This window comes from Delftia sp. WSY_16, assembly GCF_043104415.1.
Taxonomy (GTDB): Bacteria; Pseudomonadota; Gammaproteobacteria; order Burkholderiales; family Burkholderiaceae_C; genus Comamonas; species Comamonas tsuruhatensis.
The window spans coordinates 106,229-120,568 of sequence record NZ_JBICKS010000045.1; the positions used below are offsets into that span (position 1 = coordinate 106,229).

Below are 14,340 nucleotides of genomic sequence, written 5' to 3' on the forward strand. Positions count from 1 at the left end.
CCATTGACCACCAGCACCACCACGCCGCAAATCGACGACCGCACCAGCGCCGATATCATCTGGGCCACTATCCAGGACCTGCACACTCAGGGCCAGGTCTGCGCACGCAGTGAGCTTCAGTCCATCACAGGACTGAAGATGACCATCATCGACGACCACGTCTCGCGCCTAATCGATGACGGCCGCTTGCGCCGCATTCGGGATGGTGTCTTCGCGCCAATGATGGGCCGGCCCGAGCCCGAGGCCGTATCGATGACGGAGTTGCCGGAGGGGCTGGTGATCATTGAGGCCGGTGACCAGCAATTGCGCGTCAATGAAGCCACTGCCCGGCGCATCGCCCGCATGTTCCAGGGCTACGCTATGCAGTTTTCCAACATGCAGACCCAGCACGATATGGGCGCCATCCTGACTGAGTTCACAGTGCGCAACCGGCACCAGGCCGATGAGATCCTGGAGCTTCGCAAGGTGGTGCAGCAATTGCAGAAGAGGGTGCAGGATGGGGATGCGGGGCAGATGTCTCTAATTACGTAGGTGAGACATTTGCTAACATGCAGACTCAGTAAACTCGATTTTGGTGATTTATGGACCAATTGCAATATAAACGAGATAATATAGATCAAGCGTTCGGCGCCCTCAAGGTGCTTAGTAAATTGATGGATGAGCGATATAACAACGTTAATTTTAGTGGAAAGGTCGGTAGTCTAAGGTCTATATACTTATTGGATAGTGATAAAAATGATGAAAAGTTGGTTAATAAAAATATAAAAAACACCATCACCGAGCTAAAAGATATTGCAAGGGATATAGAGCACCATGTTGCGCAGTATGGTGGCGTCTCCGGAGAGGATCTTAAACAATTTAGGCAAATAATTAGTCAGTTTTACGATTACACTGAAAATGCTAATTTTGGCCCCGCAGGAAGGCCGACCGAAGAAACCAAGTTAATGGAATTGGGTAAGTTAGAGGGGCGTCTGAGAGATTTGCAGGAGCGCGAGCTAAACATTTCGGAATCCATTAACAAGCTTCAAGCTCGCGTAGAAAAATATGAGGCAGAGAAAAAGCAGTACTTTGAAAGCTTGAAGGGATCCCTGGAAGAGGCGATGAGGGAGAATCAGCGGGAACTGGCGAAAAGCGTCGACTCAATAAATGAGCTGTATACCGAGGAGTCCGCCAAGTTGAATCAAAAGAGTCAAGATATAGATGTGCTTATTTCTGTAATAGGCGGTAAGGCTATATCCGGAGGATTTATAAAAAATGCAGTGGAAGAAAAGAAGGTTGCGGATTACTTCAGGGGGGCTGCAATATTGGCAATGTTAGGGATGGCTGGGTTTCTTTGGCATAGTCTTGATTCTAATGGTTCCAGTCTCTTGGATCCGTCGGTAGTGGCCCTAAAAATCGGGTTTGCTGTATTTTCTTCTTTTGTCGTGGCTTATCTGGCAAAGCAATCTGCTTTACATAGGTCTCAGCAGCACAAATACCAGCAAAAGGCGTTTGATCTGAGTGGAATAAATACTTACATTGCAACTCTTCCGGCCTCTGATCAGCATGCGTTGAAGGTGAAAATTGCGGAGAAGATTTTTGTGCCGCCGGAGACATTGATGGCTATTGAGGCCTCTGGATTTGGAGCGAACGAACTGCTCGGCAAACTTATTGATAAGCTGGAGATCCCAGCGAAGACTAAGACCACCCCTTAGGGTTCGCCTAAAAGACACGCGCCCGGGAGACTCTTGGGCATGCCATCTTCACCGCATCCCGATCAAACCCCCAGCGCAGGGGGCGCAGCCCCCGGCCCCCGCTCCCCTGACTGGGAGCGCATAGAGCTGGACTACCGGGCCGGCATCAAGAGCCTGCGCGAAATCGCCGAGGGCTCCGGCACCAGCCACGTCAACATCTCGAAGCGCGCCAAGAAGCTGGGATGGACGCGAGACCTCACCGCCAAGATCCAATCCAAGGCCGATGCGCTGGTTAACGCGGCCCTGGTTAACACCCCGGTTAACAATGCGTCTCCTGCGGCAGAGCGCGAGACGGTTGAGGCGGCTGCTTCCACCCAGGCTTCAGTTCGGCTCGGCCAGCGCGAGGACATCGTGCGGTGCCGGCGGATCAATATGGGCCTTATGGACGAGCTGGAGCAGCAGAGCGCCAGTCCTGAGCTATTTGCCGAGGTGGCCGCCATCCTGCGCAGCGCCCCGGCCGAGGAACTGACCAAGGAGCAGCGCAGCAAGCTGGCCGAGGCGGCGGGCAAGGCTTCCAGCTTGGCAAACCGCAGCAGCACCATGCGGTCCCTGTCCGAATCCCTGCGCGTGCTCATCGGGCTGGAGCGCCAGGCCTATGGCATCCGTGACGAGATGCCCGAGCCACCGGCCGAGGGCATGGAGAGCGTGACCACAGCTGAGCTGCTGGCCATGCGCGATTTGGTGAGGGCGCGCGCATGAGCCTATCTCCCGAGAAGCAGGCCGCCATGCTGGCCATGATCGAGCGGGAACTGGCGGCGCGGCAGCTGGACCAGTACGGCCCCTACGGCAAGCAGCGAGAGTTCCACCGTGCTGGCGCGTCGTTCAGCGAGCGCCTGTTCATGGCCGGCAACCAGCTCGGCAAGACCAAGGCCGGCGGCGCCGAGTGGGCCATGCACCTGACCGGCCGGTATCCCGACTGGTGGGATGGCGCCACCTTCGACAAGCCCGTGACCTTCTGGGCCGGCTCCGTGACTAGCGAAGCCACGCGCGACAACCCGCAGCGCATGCTGCTGGGTCCGCCGGCCACGGTGGATGCCTGGGGCACGGGCATGGTGCCGCGCGATGCCATCAAGGCCACCACGCGCGCCATGGGCGTTGCCAACCTGCTGGACAGTGCCGTGATCCGCTGGGGTGGTGGCGGCGACGTGCAGGCCGGCGAATCCATCATCGCCTTCAAGTCCTACGAGAAGGGCCGCGAGAAGTGGCAGGGCCCGACCGTGGATGGCGTCTGGTTCGACGAGGAGCCGCCGCAGGACATCTACGCCGAGGGCTTGACCCGGACCAACAACGGCCAGCGCGGCCAGTTCGCGCAGACCACCTTCACCCCGCTGCTGGGCATGTCGGACGTGGTGATGCGCTTCCTGATGCCAGAGGCCGACGACCCTGGCGCCAAGGCCCGGCACGTCACCAGCATGACCATCTGGGACGTTGACCACTACTCGCTGGAGCAGAAGCAGTCCATCGTCGCCAGCTACCCGGCGCACGAGCGGGAGGCGCGCTCCAAGGGCATCCCGACGCTGGGCAGCGGCCGGATCTTCCCCGTGGAAGAAGACAGCATCAAGGTGCAGCCCTTCCCGATCCCTGCGCACTGGGTGCGCATCAACGGCCTGGACTTCGGCTGGGACCATCCCACTGCTGCCGTGCAGCTGGCCTGGGACCGGGACAGCGACTGCCTCTATGTGACGCAGGGCCACAGGCAGAAGGAGGCCACACCCATCCTGCACGCCGCAACCATCAAGGCCTGGGGCGACTGGGTGCCCACGGCATGGCCTCACGACGGCCTGCAGCACGACAAGGGCAGCGGCGAGCAGCTGGCCGTCCAGTACGCGAGGGCCGGGCTGAAGATGCTCAAGGATCGCGCCACCTTCGAGGACGGCAGCAACGGCGTCGAGGCCGGCCTGATGGAGATGCTGCAGCGCATGCAGACCGGACGGTTCAAGGTGTTCGCGCACCTGGAGGACTGGTTCAGCGAGTTCCGCCTGTACCACCGCGAGGACGGCAAGGTCGTGAAGAAGCAGGACGACCTGATGAGCGCCACCCGCTACGCCGTGATGATGAAGCGCAAGGCCATCGTGCGGCCGGCCCCGGCCCGCGCTGCAGCCTCGGCCTGGCAGCCACTGGACAACGAGATAGGGTACTGACATGCAAGCCACCACCAACCATGGGGGCCTGCTGGCCCAGCAGCACGACGATAGCGGCGAGCCTCAGCGCGACCTGCGCGCCGAGTTCGTCCTGACGCTCCTGTCCAAGCGCCGAGAGGCCATTGCCGGCCGTGCCGGCTCCGGCATCGAGGAGGAGTGGACCGAGGACGAGGAGCACTACCAGGGCATCGACGACGCCAACCGCAATTTCCAGAACGCCAACCAGCTGTACCGCAGCAGGAAGGCGGCGATGATCGGTGGCCAGCCCAAGCAGCAGGGCCCGGCCCGGTCGGTGGTGTTCCTGAACATCACGCGCCCCTACACCGATGCGGCCAGCGCCCGCGTGGCGGACATGCTGCTGCCCACGGATGACCGGGCATGGGAGATCAAGGCCACGCCTTTGCCGACGCTCAGCCCGGCATTGCGCCAGCGGCTGATGGATGTCATGGGCGGGATCTACAAGCAGAAGACCGTGGAGGAGTTCGTCCAGGAGCAGATCCGCAATGCGGCCGAAGCTGCCAAGGGCATGCAGCGCGCGATCGAGGATTCGCTGGTCGAGAGCAACTGGCATGGGGAAATGCGACAGCTGATCGAGGACTCGGCGCGCATCGGCTCCGGCATCTTCAAGGGGCCGTACCCCGTGATGCGCACCAGCCGGATGGCCATCAAGGACCCAGCGACGCAGACCACACAGTTCGTCAAGTTCGATGAGATCAAGCCCGGCTCCAAGCGTATTGACGCGTGGAACTTCTTCCCTGACCCAGCCTGCGGGGAGAACATCCACAACGGCAGCTACACCTGGGAGCGCGAGCACATCGGCCGGCGCCAGATCAAGGAGATGCTGGCCGACCCCAGCTACGAGACCGCCGAACTGCTGGCCGTGCTGCGCGAAGGCCCGGCTCGCACCCGCGAGGGCACGGAAGCCGTTTACCGGCCGGGCGAGGACGAGTTCGAGATGTGGATCTTCTACGGCCACTGCGCCCGCGAGCACCTGGCGCGCCTGGGTGTGGAGATGGAAGAGGGCGACGAGGACCGCGTGCCCACCATGGCCGTGATGATCAATGACCGCTTGGTCAAGGTCGTGCTCAGCCCCCAGGAGGATGGCGAGTTTCCCTATGACGTGCTGGCCTGGCAGCGCCGTCCCGGCATGCCCTGGGGTGTCGGCATCAGCCGGCAGGTCCGCACGGCACAGCGCATGCTCAATGGCTCGGCCCGCGCCATGATGGACAACGCCGGCCTGTCGGCCTCGCCCCAGGTGATCATCGGCAACGGGATCACACCCCAGGACGGCAACTATGGGTTGCGTCCCGGAAAGGTCTGGCGCGCCGAAGCCGACGCGGACGCCTCAGACGTGCGCGCCGCCTTCAATGCCTTCGTGGTGCCCAGCGTGCAGGCCCCGCTGATGAACATCATCAACTTCGCCCTCAAGATGGCGGAGGACACCACGGGCATGCCGGCCATGCTGCAGGGCATCCGCGGCGATGCGCCCAACACCCTGGGCGGCATGCAGATGCAGAACAACAACGCCACCAGCGTGCTGCGGCGCCTGGCCAAGCGCTTCGACGACTACATGACCCGGCCGCACATCCAGCGGTACTTCGACTGGATGATGACCTACTCGGACGACGAGTCCATCAAGGGTGACTTCCAGATCGACGTGCGCGCCAGCTCGGCCCTGGTCGAGCGCGACGCCCAGCAGCAGTTCCTGATGACGCTGCTGCAGGTGTCGGCCAATCCCATCTACGAGCTGGACCCCGCCAAGCTGGCGGCCGAGCTGTGCAAGGGCCAGCGCCTGGATCCCACCAACTTCCAGTACACGGACGAGCAGAAGGCCCAGCGTGCCCAGCAGGGCCAGGACCCGACGCTGCAGGCCAAGGCCAAGCTGCTGGAGGCTCAGGCCGGCAAGACCGATGCAGAAGCAGGCAGGGCGCGTGCACAGACCGTGGGCGTGAACGTGGACACCTTGTACAGCGGCACCCAGGCCGCCCAAGTCCTCGCCTTGAACCCCGGCGCGGCGCCAGTCGCCGACGGGCTGTTGCGCTCGGGCGGTTATGTCGACCAGGATGCTGCGCCCATCGTGCCGCAGCCGTCGGGCTGGATCACGCCGGAACAGCAGCCCGACCCTGGCGCCGTGCCCAACAACACCGACCCGCTGACGCCGCTGCGCCCGGACAGCCCGCTGCTTGGCGTGCGCCAGGGCATCGAGACGCCGGCCGCTGACGGCGCGCGGGGCTGACCCCCGGCCAGGGTTCGCCAGGGGTGGCGCTTCCCGGAACACTGGCCTCCATGACACAGGGCATCGATTTCACCTCACCGACGTGGCGCGCCATTGAGCGCCATGCCAACGCGCAGATCGACACCCTGCGCAAGAAGAACGACAGCCCAACCATGGACGCGCTGCGCACCGCTGAACTGCGTGGGCGCATCGCGGCCTGGAAAGAACTGCTTGCGCTGGCCCCGTCAGCCCAGGCACAACCCGCCGACGCTGGTGGCGAGAGCTACTGACCTTGGCATGAAACACAGGAGTGCATGACGCATGGATCCGCAACAACAGCAGGAACAGGCGCAGGAGCGGGCAGCTTTCGAGCAGGCCTTTGCCAGCGTGACCGGAACGGAGCCGCCGCCGGCCCCCGCCGCAGCATCTTCGGATGCAACGGCCGAGGCTGGTGCAGCGCCCGCGCCGGCACCTGCAGAAGCCCCCGCACCAGCGCCCGCAGCCGCAGCGCCTCAGGCCAGCGATGCACCACAGGACGGCGCTGACGCTCCGCCCGCTCCCGAGGGGCAGCAAGCCCAGCCGGGGCAGGCGACTGCGGAGGACGACCCGGTGGTGTTCGAGGGCTACAAGCGCAGCGAGCTGCAGCGCCTGCTGGGCAGCGCCGCCAAGGTGGACTCCCTCGAGCAGCAACTGCGCAAGGCCAACGGCAAGATCGGCGAACTCAACAGCCGCCTGCAAGCCCCGCCTCCCGCAGCAGCCCCGACGCCAGCACCGGCGCCCGAGCTGCCCCCGGAGTTGCAGCAGTTCGAGAAGGACTATCCCGACGTTGCCAACTACGTCCGTGCCCTGGGCATCACGCCCCAGCAACAACGCCAGGAAGCCCCGCCGGCTCCCGTGCAGCAGCCCGTGGCCACGGGTGGCGAGCACACAGCCCCGGCCGAGCATGACCCTGCAGCGCTGGAGCTGGCCGTGCTGGACCGCATGCACACAGGCTGGCGCGACAAGGTGGGCTCGCAGGAATTCAACCTGTGGCTCACCGCACAGGGGGAGCAGGTGCAGCAGGAGTTCGCGGAAGCGGGCACTGCTGACAGCCTGGGCGCTGTCATCGGCAAGTACGACCAGTGGACCGCTGCCCGCTCCGCCGCCGCCGACAAGGCCGCGAAGGGGCAGCAGCGGCTCAAGGCTGCCGTGACGCCCAGCGGCAACGCGCCGCGTCCCCAGACCGCGCCCACCGAAGAGGAAGAATTTTTGGCCGCCTTCCAGGCCACCGTGGGCCAGCGCTGACATAGCCAAGCCCGAAGGAGAACATCATGGCTCAATTTGAGAGCGGCACCCCGGCGCCGCGGATTGGCAAGATCAAGGGCGACATCCTTGGTCATGCCGTAATAAACGAGGTGCTGGGCATCACTGGCCAGCAGCGCGCGCTTCCCAAGAACCAGGGCAAGACCATCGTGCACCGCCGCTACCTCCCCTGGGGTGCAGCGAACACGGACTGGAACACCCGCAACCGGCCCGAGGCGGACCCGGTGGCCCACGAGTTGACCGAAGGCGTCACGCCCGGCGCTGACACGCTGGTGCCGCAGGACATCCAGGTCACCATCAAGCAGTACGGCTGCCTCTACCAGCTCACCGACCAGACGGTGGACACGTACGAGGACGACGTGCCCGCCGAGATGAAGAAGCAGTGCGGCGAGCGCATTGCCCTGGTGCGCGAGATGATCCGCTACGGCGTGCTCAAGGCCTGCACCAATGCGTTCTACGCGGGCGGTGGCGCCAGCCGTGCAGCCGTGAACGCGAAGATTGGGTTGAACCTGCTGCGCAAGATCAGCCGCAACCTGCAGGCCAACCATGCCAAGCGCATCACGGGCATCCTGGCTCCCTCGGTGATGGTCGCCACGAAGCCCGTGGAAGCCAGCTACCTGGTCTTCGTGCACACCGATGCCGAGGCTGACATCCGTGATCTGCCGGGCTTCACGCACGTCAGTGCCTACGGCAGCCGCAAGCCGGTTCACACCCAGGAAATCGGCTCCTGCGAGAACTTCCGCTTCATCACCAGCGCGGAACTGGCGCCCTATGCCGGCGCAGGTGCAGCCATCGGCAGCACCGGCCTGACGGGCGCGACCAACGTGGACGTCTACCCGTTCATCATGGTCGGCGAGGACGCCTGGGGCCAGCTGGCACTGCGTGGTTCCGACTCCATCGACCCGACCTACATCCCGCCCGGGGTGAAGGACAAGAGCGATCCGCTGGGCCAGCGCGGCTACGTGGGCGCCAAGTTCTACATGGCCTGCACCATGCTCAACGAGGGCTGGATGGCGGTGGCCGAGGCGGGCGTGACTGCCCTGTAAGCCGATAGGCGAACCACCCCGGGGCTGCCGCCGCGCCGCCTCGGGGCTCTTTCTCCAGACTGAAGAAGGGCCACACCATGGCAACCACCCCCCGTAAGAATGAACTGGACGCCACCAACGAGTACCTGGGCGCCACGCCTCCCATGGAGTTCGGCATCGTGCCCGACTTCTCGCCCGAGATCATCGACAGCCCGGTGACGCTCAAGGATGCCGAGCTGGAAGCCTTCATGAACGAGCCTGTGATGGTCACGGTGCTGTCCGGCGGCCGCGACAACGAGGCACCGTTCGTGCAGGTCTCGGTGAACGGCGTCATCCAGATGTTCCGCCGCAACCGTCCCATTGTGGTCAAGCGCAAGTTCGTCGAGCGCCTGGCCCGCGCCAAGGAGACCGGCTACGACCAGGAGCTGGACGACCGCCTGGGCGAGCGCATGAACGTGGTGCAGCCCATCAACAGCTTGCGCTACCCGTTCCAGGTGAACCGCGACGACAACCGACTGGGCCAGGCCTGGCTGCGTTCGATCCTCGCGTCCTGACCTGAAGGCCCGCCATGACCCTCAACGACCTGATCAAGCAGTACCGGGCCGACGCGCTCGACCAGGGCCGGGCCGTCGGCGGTGGCGACAGCGATGTCTTCTGCACCGACGAGCTGCTGACCATCTACGCCAATGAGGCCCAGGTCGAAGCCTGCCGCCGTGGCCAGCTCCTGCGCGATTCGGTCTCGCCGATGTGCCGCATCGCCTTCCTGGCCGGCGCCGAGACGGTGGATCTGGACAGCAGGGTGGTGCGCATCCTGCGCGCCTTCATCAACGGCCAGGAGGTCGGCGAGATCTCGGTGGACGAGATGGACTGCTACCACCCGGGCTGGCAGTTCCAGGAGCGCCAGGACGTGCCTCAGCGCCTGGTGGCCGGCATGACCACTGGCAAGCTGCACCTGTGGCCCAGGCCTGCAGCAGACGGTGAGCTGCGCCTGACGGTGCAGCGCCTACCGCTCAAGCCCATGCGCGCCTGCGTGGACAAGCCAGAGATCCGGCCCGAGCTGCACTTCGCCCTGGTGCACTGGATGCTGTACCGGGCCTATGGCCGTGAGGACACCGACATGCACAACGACGCCAAGGCCGCCGTGGCCCTGGCCAAGTTCGAGGCGGAGTTCGGGCGCAAGGCCAGCGGGCGGAATGAAGAATGGGTGCGCTCGCGCGAGGTGGGTGTGCCGGGGCCGCTGGCGTAAAAAAAGCCCGCGAAATGCGGGCTGTGTTTTATTGCGCGACGCTCAGTCGTCAAGCTCAGATGGTGCGAGTGGTTGCTGAGACAGCTGCTGAATCAAACTTGCACGATAGAAGGTCAATGCTGTCGCGGCTTGCTGAACGTAGTTTAAATTGTCAGTGCCTGACATTGGGGCTATTAGCAATTCGGGCTTTGTAGAAAGCACAATTTCGATGTAGCGATCTGCCAACTCGGCTGCGGCCAAATCCTGCGGTTCAAATTTGCTCATTTCAAATTCCTGTGTTGTGGAGCAAATAGCATAGAGCGCTTGAGTTACGGCTTCCTTGCGACACCCCCACTGGGGTTCGACGCGCCGACAGCATATCCGCACACTGCCATGAGCAACTCCGCAAGGAACACTCATGGCCACGAATCCCCTCCTCGAAGCAGCCCAGCGGCGTGACGCGCTGATCAACCAGATTCCGGTGGGCGGCAATCCGCAGGCGCCCACGCCCGACGGCTCCCAGAACAATCCCCTGAACAACGACTTTGGCCGCAACTTGGCCGCGCTGCCCAGTGCTGGCGGCATCCCTGGCGCTGCGCTGCGTGGTACTGGCCTGGTTGCGCGGGCCTTCGGTGCATCGCAGCCAGCCATGTCGGGGCTGGGCCAGGCCGCCCAGGCTGCTGCACCCTATGCGCCCGTGGTGGGCGGCGGTGCTGCGCTGGCCACTGCTGCCGGCGCGCAGAGTCCAGCGCCCGCCAGCCCGATCACGCGCCAGTCCAATCCGCTCGTGGCCGCGGCCATGGAGCAGCAGGCGAGTGCGCCCGGCTCCCCTGGCTCCCCTGGAGCCGCAGCTGCGCCCATGCCTGGACCTGCCGCACCTTCTGGCCCGGCCAACATCACGCGCGACGGCAACAGCTACAGCGGCCCCGCTGGTATCAGCGGCGACATCTCCATCAACGGCAAGCCTCCTGGCGGCACCATGAACTCGCTGCCCAGCGGAGCCACGCCAGGATCGCAGATGCAGGGCATCGCCCCCGGCCTGTCAACCTCGCTGGGCAACCCCCTGGTGCAGGCCGCCATTGCCCACAGCGGCAACGACTGGGCCTCACGCAACGCGCTGCGCAACGCCGAGGTGTCGGCCAGCTCCATCAAGAACACCCAGCAGTGGGGCGGTCGTGGGGCCGAGAACAACCCCGCCGTGCAGAAGTACCAGGCCATGCTGGCGACTGACCAAGTGCTGCAGCAGGCCGCCCCAGGTCTGCAGGCAGAGGGCATGCGCCAGGGCAATGCTCTCGTGCGCGCAGCCATGGAGCAGCAGGGTCAGAGCCAGCGTGCCGGCATGCAGGCCGGGCTGACTCAGCAGCGCCTGGACATGGACCGTGAGACGCAGGGATACACGAACCGCACGAACCGACTGGTGGAGGCTGCGCGCAATCAGGTGGCCCAGCAGCAGGACCCGACCAAGCGCCGCAGCCTGGTGCAGTACATGCGGGACATCGAGGGCGCCCAGACCCCCAGCGATTGGGATGTGAAGGTCACTCCGACCACCAAGAACCTGGACGGCTCGACCTCGATGGGCAGCGTCATTCGCCACAACAGGGCTACGGGGCAGGTGGAGCAGGTGCCGATGGGGCAGGGTGGCGGCCAGCCTCCGTCGCGCGAAAGCCTAGTGCGCGGCCAGATCTACCAGACCCCGCGAGGGCAAGCTCGCTGGAACGGCACGGCTTTCGATCCGGTGTGATCAGTTGCGAGCGGGTGGCAGGCCGTAGGCCTCTTCGTAGGTGAAGGACTTTTCATACAGCCGCCTGCACGCAACCCCAATCAGCTCCGCCGCCCTGGTGCTCCGCGTGTCCCCGGCCTTCTTCGCTGTGCACTCTGGCCCGGACTTGAACCCCAGCATGCCCCGGCCATCTCCCTGGGGCACGGCCTGAATCCCGCCCGGGTGCTCAGCGCTGCAGACCTGGAACACCGCCTGGGCTGCGACGTCGTTCTGCGTGCCCGGGAGCTTGTCGAGGAGGCACGTGGCCATGTTGGCGGCCAGGGCGGGGCCTGCAGCAGCCAAGCACAGCGCCAAGATCGTGGAGCGAGATCTCATCAAGAGGTCTCTTCAATGAGCTTGTGAGTTTTGAGGAGTTTCTCCCGGATCTCCCTGAGCCGCTGGTGCTGCTGTTCCAGCTGGCCCTCCAGCGCTGCCAGCTGGTGGAGGGTTCGGGCCTCTTCAGCGCGCAGCATTCGAACCTCGCGCCAATACTGCTCAACGCATTCCGCCGTAGCCACACTGCTCATGGATGCTCCTCCTGAAAGTGAATGTAGCAGGAGGCGGATTGGCTCAATGCCCAGCTTCCCTAAGCATTTCCTCTAATACCTCGATCCGTCCTTCGATACGGCGCAAATCCAGTTCGAGTTCAGGGTCCTCGGCTTCGGATGCCTGGAGCTGCGCCTCTGCAAAGGCCTTCTTCGCTCGCAGATGGTCCAGCCTGTCTTCCATCGCTCTGATGTCCGGGGCGCTCATAGGTGGAACCTCCTCGACGCAATGTAGCAGTAGGCTGCCTGCATGGGGGCGAGGTGGACCAGGGCGCAGGGAAATCAGTCGGCCAGGGCGGGGGCACGCAGGAGGAGGGCGGGGAGGAAGAGGAGGGGGCGCATGGGCGGAATGTAGCAGGGCGGCTGGGAGGGGGCCGGAGTCAGCTTTCGCAGCGAGCCCCAGGTCGGCGACCACTGCGTATTGACGACGTGAAGTTGTGTCTAGGGCGCGACAGCAGCGAAGATTGACTGGTCTGCCTGTGCCTTTTAGGGCTGTTCGAAGGATCACCTACGTGGTCGTGTGCCACACTTCAGACCGTTGCGCCCATGGCGCGTGTCATATGCAAGAGTTGTGGCACTACGAAAGTGATAATGCTAAAAAAGATCTATATTGAAAAGTTCCGCTCTTGTGAGAATGTTGAAATTTCTGATTTCAGTAATTTTCTCGTTTTTGTCGGTAAAAATGGAGTGGGGAAAACAAATATTTTTCGCGCAATAGCATGGGCTGCAAAACAAGTAAAAACTGGCGAATTGAGCGAGGAAGAGCCGGGATCAATTTATCCTGCCGCAGTAAGCCTGGAGCTGCAAATCGGTGGTAAAACTCTTGTCTATAAAGTAGGCTTGAGGACAGAGTTCAAAAATGCGGATGGAAGCCCGGAGTTCCTATACCATTTGGAAGAATCCCTGTCCGCAAGATTGCAGGATGGCCTAGAGGATCGTATTTTTATTCGCAAAGATGGTGTTGTTAAGGTTGGTATAGATGGCGCACAGTTCCCAGTTGGCGACAGGTCAATGGCGTGTACTGCCGTTATGGCGCTTTTGCCAGCACACGTCGTCACAGCAGTAGTAAAAGAGTTTCACGCCTTTCTTAGTAAGGTTAGCTACAACCACTTGGATACGCCATCATCTGAAAATACTTCCCGTTTCGCACTCCACCAGGACTATGTCCAGTGGCAGAAAAGTGGAGAGCTATCAAATTCAGATCCATCTCAGGTTGAACTAATGCTTCTTGATATGCAGCTCAAGAACAAGGATAAGTTTGATGAAGTAATAAGTCTGCTTTCTCATGTTGGAATAATTAAATCTTTCGAAATCGTTGACTTGGCGCTAGATAAAAAAAACGTTCCTCGTTTTCATCTTTTCAACTGGTTTCCTAAACATTACGACTCCGACGAGCCTAGAACGTGGACAGATCTTTCATTTGGCACTAGACGATTAATTAAATTATTTGTATATTTCTTTTATCAAGATGACGCTGTTTTCATGCTGGAGCAGCCTGAAGATGGAATCCATTCTGGTTTGCTGCATCAGATTATTCCGATGCTTAGGGCTTATGCCGATGGAAGGCAGCTATTTGTTGCAACGCATTCCCCAGAAGTGATGAACGCATCTGACCCAGAAGAAGTACGTATTGTTGATTTTGTGGGAAATCGCACTTCCGTGAGGCAGTTGAGTGCCAATGAATTGGAGGCCGCGTGCGAGTATCTGCGCAGTGACGGACCATTGTTTAATTTCGTTTCAATGATAGAGGGATAATGTTTGCTATTCTTGCTGAAGATAGATCTGATTTTTTAACTTTAAAAGAGATAATATGGAAGCTCTGCGGTGATAAAAGTTTGGCTATTAAAGGCAGGGGTTTTGGATCTGGATCTGAGTTGTTGAAAGATGGCGCGCGTGAGTTAAAGGCTCTCTTAAATATTGGCACCATAAAGTCCGTTATTGTTTGTCACGATGCAGATGATTATTGCGCTAACAAAAAGCATGAAGAGATCTATAACAAAGTAATTCGGCCTGTCGTTCGTAGCGATTCCGAGGCTGTGTCTATAGTGCCTATTTCAATGATAGAGTCTTGGATACTTGCAGATATTAATGCTTGCCGTAAAGTTTTTCTATCTCTACCTGCGCAAAAGGAGGTTGTTACTCCAGAGTCGTGTAGACAGCCCAAGAATGAAATCGAGCGAGTATGTAAAAATGGAGCCAAGCCGAGGTATTCAAATGCTACGCATAATCAGCTAATTGCTCCTCATCTGGATCTGAAGAAAATCTATCAGCGCTGCCCATCTTTTCGACCGTTGACCTATGCAGTGGATGAAATTTATCTTGGGAAACGTCGAGACGCAAAAGAGTGGAAGTAGTGAGAGTAGGAAGCCCGCCCCGCGCGGGCTTCGTCGTTTCT

Annotated in this window: 17 protein-coding genes; 13 read left to right on the plus strand and 4 right to left on the minus strand. The window is 61.4% G+C overall.

Annotated elements, in window-relative coordinates; all coding sequences use genetic code 11:
• Positions 1 to 3: 3 nt before the first annotated feature.
• From ACF8O7_RS27250 to ACF8O7_RS27295, 10 genes are all read left to right on the plus strand, one after another.
• On the plus strand, positions 4 to 531 hold the full coding sequence (locus tag ACF8O7_RS27250; RefSeq protein ID WP_392444901.1) for a hypothetical protein: 528 nt from the start codon (positions 4 to 6) through the stop codon (positions 529 to 531).
• Between the two features lie 50 nt (positions 532 to 581).
• Positions 582 to 1,694: a hypothetical protein gene (locus ACF8O7_RS27255; RefSeq protein WP_392444904.1), complete on the plus strand. Its 1,113-nt coding sequence runs from the start codon at positions 582 to 584 to the stop codon at positions 1,692 to 1,694.
• 39 nt (positions 1,695 to 1,733) lie between these two features.
• Positions 1,734 to 2,432 carry a hypothetical protein gene (locus ACF8O7_RS27260; RefSeq protein ID WP_392444906.1) on the plus strand — a complete coding sequence of 233 codons (699 nt, stop codon included), beginning with the start codon at positions 1,734 to 1,736 and terminating at the stop codon, positions 2,430 to 2,432.
• Complete coding sequence (locus ACF8O7_RS27265) at positions 2,429 to 3,874, plus strand: terminase large subunit domain-containing protein (RefSeq protein ID WP_392444908.1); 1,446 nt, start codon at positions 2,429 to 2,431, stop codon at positions 3,872 to 3,874. Before ACF8O7_RS27260 ends, ACF8O7_RS27265 begins: the two co-directional genes overlap by 4 nt.
• Before the next feature lies 1 nt (position 3,875).
• Positions 3,876 to 6,110 carry a hypothetical protein gene (locus ACF8O7_RS27270; RefSeq protein ID WP_392444911.1) on the plus strand — a complete coding sequence of 745 codons (2,235 nt, stop codon included), beginning with the start codon at positions 3,876 to 3,878 and terminating at the stop codon, positions 6,108 to 6,110.
• 50 nt (positions 6,111 to 6,160) lie between these two features.
• Positions 6,161 to 6,379: a hypothetical protein gene (locus ACF8O7_RS27275; protein WP_088164612.1), complete on the plus strand. Its 219-nt coding sequence runs from the start codon at positions 6,161 to 6,163 to the stop codon at positions 6,377 to 6,379.
• Positions 6,380 to 6,410: 31 nt separating this feature from the next.
• Positions 6,411 to 7,373: a hypothetical protein gene (locus tag ACF8O7_RS27280; protein ID WP_392444914.1), complete on the plus strand. Its 963-nt coding sequence runs from the start codon at positions 6,411 to 6,413 to the stop codon at positions 7,371 to 7,373.
• 26 nt (positions 7,374 to 7,399) lie between these two features.
• Positions 7,400 to 8,437, plus strand: coding sequence for a N4-gp56 family major capsid protein (locus ACF8O7_RS27285; RefSeq protein WP_392444917.1), 1,038 nt, complete (start codon positions 7,400 to 7,402; stop codon positions 8,435 to 8,437).
• Positions 8,438 to 8,514: 77 nt separating this feature from the next.
• Complete coding sequence (locus ACF8O7_RS27290; RefSeq protein ID WP_392444919.1) at positions 8,515 to 8,970, plus strand: hypothetical protein; 456 nt, start codon at positions 8,515 to 8,517, stop codon at positions 8,968 to 8,970.
• A 14-nt stretch (positions 8,971 to 8,984) separates the two neighbouring features.
• A complete protein-coding gene (locus ACF8O7_RS27295) occupies positions 8,985 to 9,662 on the plus strand; it encodes a DUF6682 family protein (RefSeq protein WP_392444922.1) in 678 nt (225 codons plus the stop codon).
• 42 nt (positions 9,663 to 9,704) lie between these two features.
• On the opposite strand, the gene ACF8O7_RS27300 is transcribed toward ACF8O7_RS27295, so the two are convergent.
• Complete coding sequence (locus ACF8O7_RS27300; RefSeq protein WP_392444924.1) at positions 9,705 to 9,926, minus strand: hypothetical protein; 222 nt, start codon at positions 9,924 to 9,926, stop codon at positions 9,705 to 9,707.
• 133 nt (positions 9,927 to 10,059) lie between these two features.
• Here ACF8O7_RS27300 and ACF8O7_RS27305 point away from each other — a divergent pair, with 133 nt between their 5' ends.
• Complete coding sequence (locus ACF8O7_RS27305; RefSeq protein WP_392444927.1) at positions 10,060 to 11,382, plus strand: hypothetical protein; 1,323 nt, start codon at positions 10,060 to 10,062, stop codon at positions 11,380 to 11,382.
• Here the strand turns inward: ACF8O7_RS27305 and ACF8O7_RS27310 are convergent, their stop codons facing one another.
• From ACF8O7_RS27310 to ACF8O7_RS27320, 3 genes are read right to left on the minus strand one after another with little or no spacing between them, the layout of a single operon-like run.
• Positions 11,383 to 11,736 (minus strand): hypothetical protein, encoded by a 354-nt coding sequence (locus ACF8O7_RS27310; RefSeq protein ID WP_392444930.1) that lies wholly within the window; start codon positions 11,734 to 11,736, stop codon positions 11,383 to 11,385.
• Positions 11,736 to 11,927 (minus strand): hypothetical protein, encoded by a 192-nt coding sequence (locus tag ACF8O7_RS27315; RefSeq protein WP_392444933.1) that lies wholly within the window; start codon positions 11,925 to 11,927, stop codon positions 11,736 to 11,738. Before ACF8O7_RS27315 ends, ACF8O7_RS27310 begins: the two co-directional genes overlap by 1 nt.
• A 43-nt stretch (positions 11,928 to 11,970) precedes the next feature.
• Positions 11,971 to 12,153 (minus strand): hypothetical protein, encoded by a 183-nt coding sequence (locus tag ACF8O7_RS27320; protein ID WP_392444936.1) that lies wholly within the window; start codon positions 12,151 to 12,153, stop codon positions 11,971 to 11,973.
• Positions 12,154 to 12,536: 383 nt separating this feature from the next.
• Between ACF8O7_RS27320 and ACF8O7_RS27325 the strand changes: the two genes are divergently transcribed.
• Positions 12,537 to 13,700, plus strand: coding sequence for an AAA family ATPase (locus ACF8O7_RS27325; RefSeq protein ID WP_392444940.1), 1,164 nt, complete (start codon positions 12,537 to 12,539; stop codon positions 13,698 to 13,700).
• On the plus strand, positions 13,700 to 14,299 hold the full coding sequence (locus ACF8O7_RS27330) for a DUF4276 family protein (RefSeq protein WP_392444943.1): 600 nt from the start codon (positions 13,700 to 13,702) through the stop codon (positions 14,297 to 14,299). The genes ACF8O7_RS27325 and ACF8O7_RS27330 overlap by 1 nt, the downstream gene beginning before the upstream one ends.
• Positions 14,300 to 14,340: the final 41 nt, after the last annotated feature.

What these genes read in the sequence shown, in the direction of transcription:
- ACF8O7_RS27275 (WP_088164612.1), top strand. Translation starts at nt 6,161, where the DNA reads ATGACACAGGGCATCGATTTCACCTCACCGACGTGGCGCGCCATTGAG.
- ACF8O7_RS27300 (WP_392444924.1), bottom strand. Translation starts at nt 9,926, where the DNA reads ATGAGCAAATTTGAACCGCAGGATTTGGCCGCAGCCGAGTTGGCAGAT.
- ACF8O7_RS27290 (WP_392444919.1), top strand. Translation starts at nt 8,515, where the DNA reads ATGGCAACCACCCCCCGTAAGAATGAACTGGACGCCACCAACGAGTAC.
- ACF8O7_RS27305 (WP_392444927.1), top strand. Translation starts at nt 10,060, where the DNA reads ATGGCCACGAATCCCCTCCTCGAAGCAGCCCAGCGGCGTGACGCGCTG.
- ACF8O7_RS27280 (WP_392444914.1), top strand. Translation starts at nt 6,411, where the DNA reads ATGGATCCGCAACAACAGCAGGAACAGGCGCAGGAGCGGGCAGCTTTC.
- ACF8O7_RS27320 (WP_392444936.1), bottom strand. Translation starts at nt 12,153, where the DNA reads ATGAGCGCCCCGGACATCAGAGCGATGGAAGACAGGCTGGACCATCTG.
- ACF8O7_RS27295 (WP_392444922.1), top strand. Translation starts at nt 8,985, where the DNA reads ATGACCCTCAACGACCTGATCAAGCAGTACCGGGCCGACGCGCTCGAC.
- ACF8O7_RS27265 (WP_392444908.1), top strand. Translation starts at nt 2,429, where the DNA reads ATGAGCCTATCTCCCGAGAAGCAGGCCGCCATGCTGGCCATGATCGAG.
- ACF8O7_RS27270 (WP_392444911.1), top strand. Translation starts at nt 3,876, where the DNA reads ATGCAAGCCACCACCAACCATGGGGGCCTGCTGGCCCAGCAGCACGAC.
- ACF8O7_RS27310 (WP_392444930.1), bottom strand. Translation starts at nt 11,736, where the DNA reads ATGAGATCTCGCTCCACGATCTTGGCGCTGTGCTTGGCTGCTGCAGGC.
- ACF8O7_RS27325 (WP_392444940.1), top strand. Translation starts at nt 12,537, where the DNA reads ATGCTAAAAAAGATCTATATTGAAAAGTTCCGCTCTTGTGAGAATGTT.
- ACF8O7_RS27330 (WP_392444943.1), top strand. Translation starts at nt 13,700, where the DNA reads ATGTTTGCTATTCTTGCTGAAGATAGATCTGATTTTTTAACTTTAAAA.
- ACF8O7_RS27315 (WP_392444933.1), bottom strand. Translation starts at nt 11,927, where the DNA reads ATGAGCAGTGTGGCTACGGCGGAATGCGTTGAGCAGTATTGGCGCGAG.
- ACF8O7_RS27255 (WP_392444904.1), top strand. Translation starts at nt 582, where the DNA reads ATGGACCAATTGCAATATAAACGAGATAATATAGATCAAGCGTTCGGC.
- ACF8O7_RS27285 (WP_392444917.1), top strand. Translation starts at nt 7,400, where the DNA reads ATGGCTCAATTTGAGAGCGGCACCCCGGCGCCGCGGATTGGCAAGATC.
- ACF8O7_RS27260 (WP_392444906.1), top strand. Translation starts at nt 1,734, where the DNA reads ATGCCATCTTCACCGCATCCCGATCAAACCCCCAGCGCAGGGGGCGCA.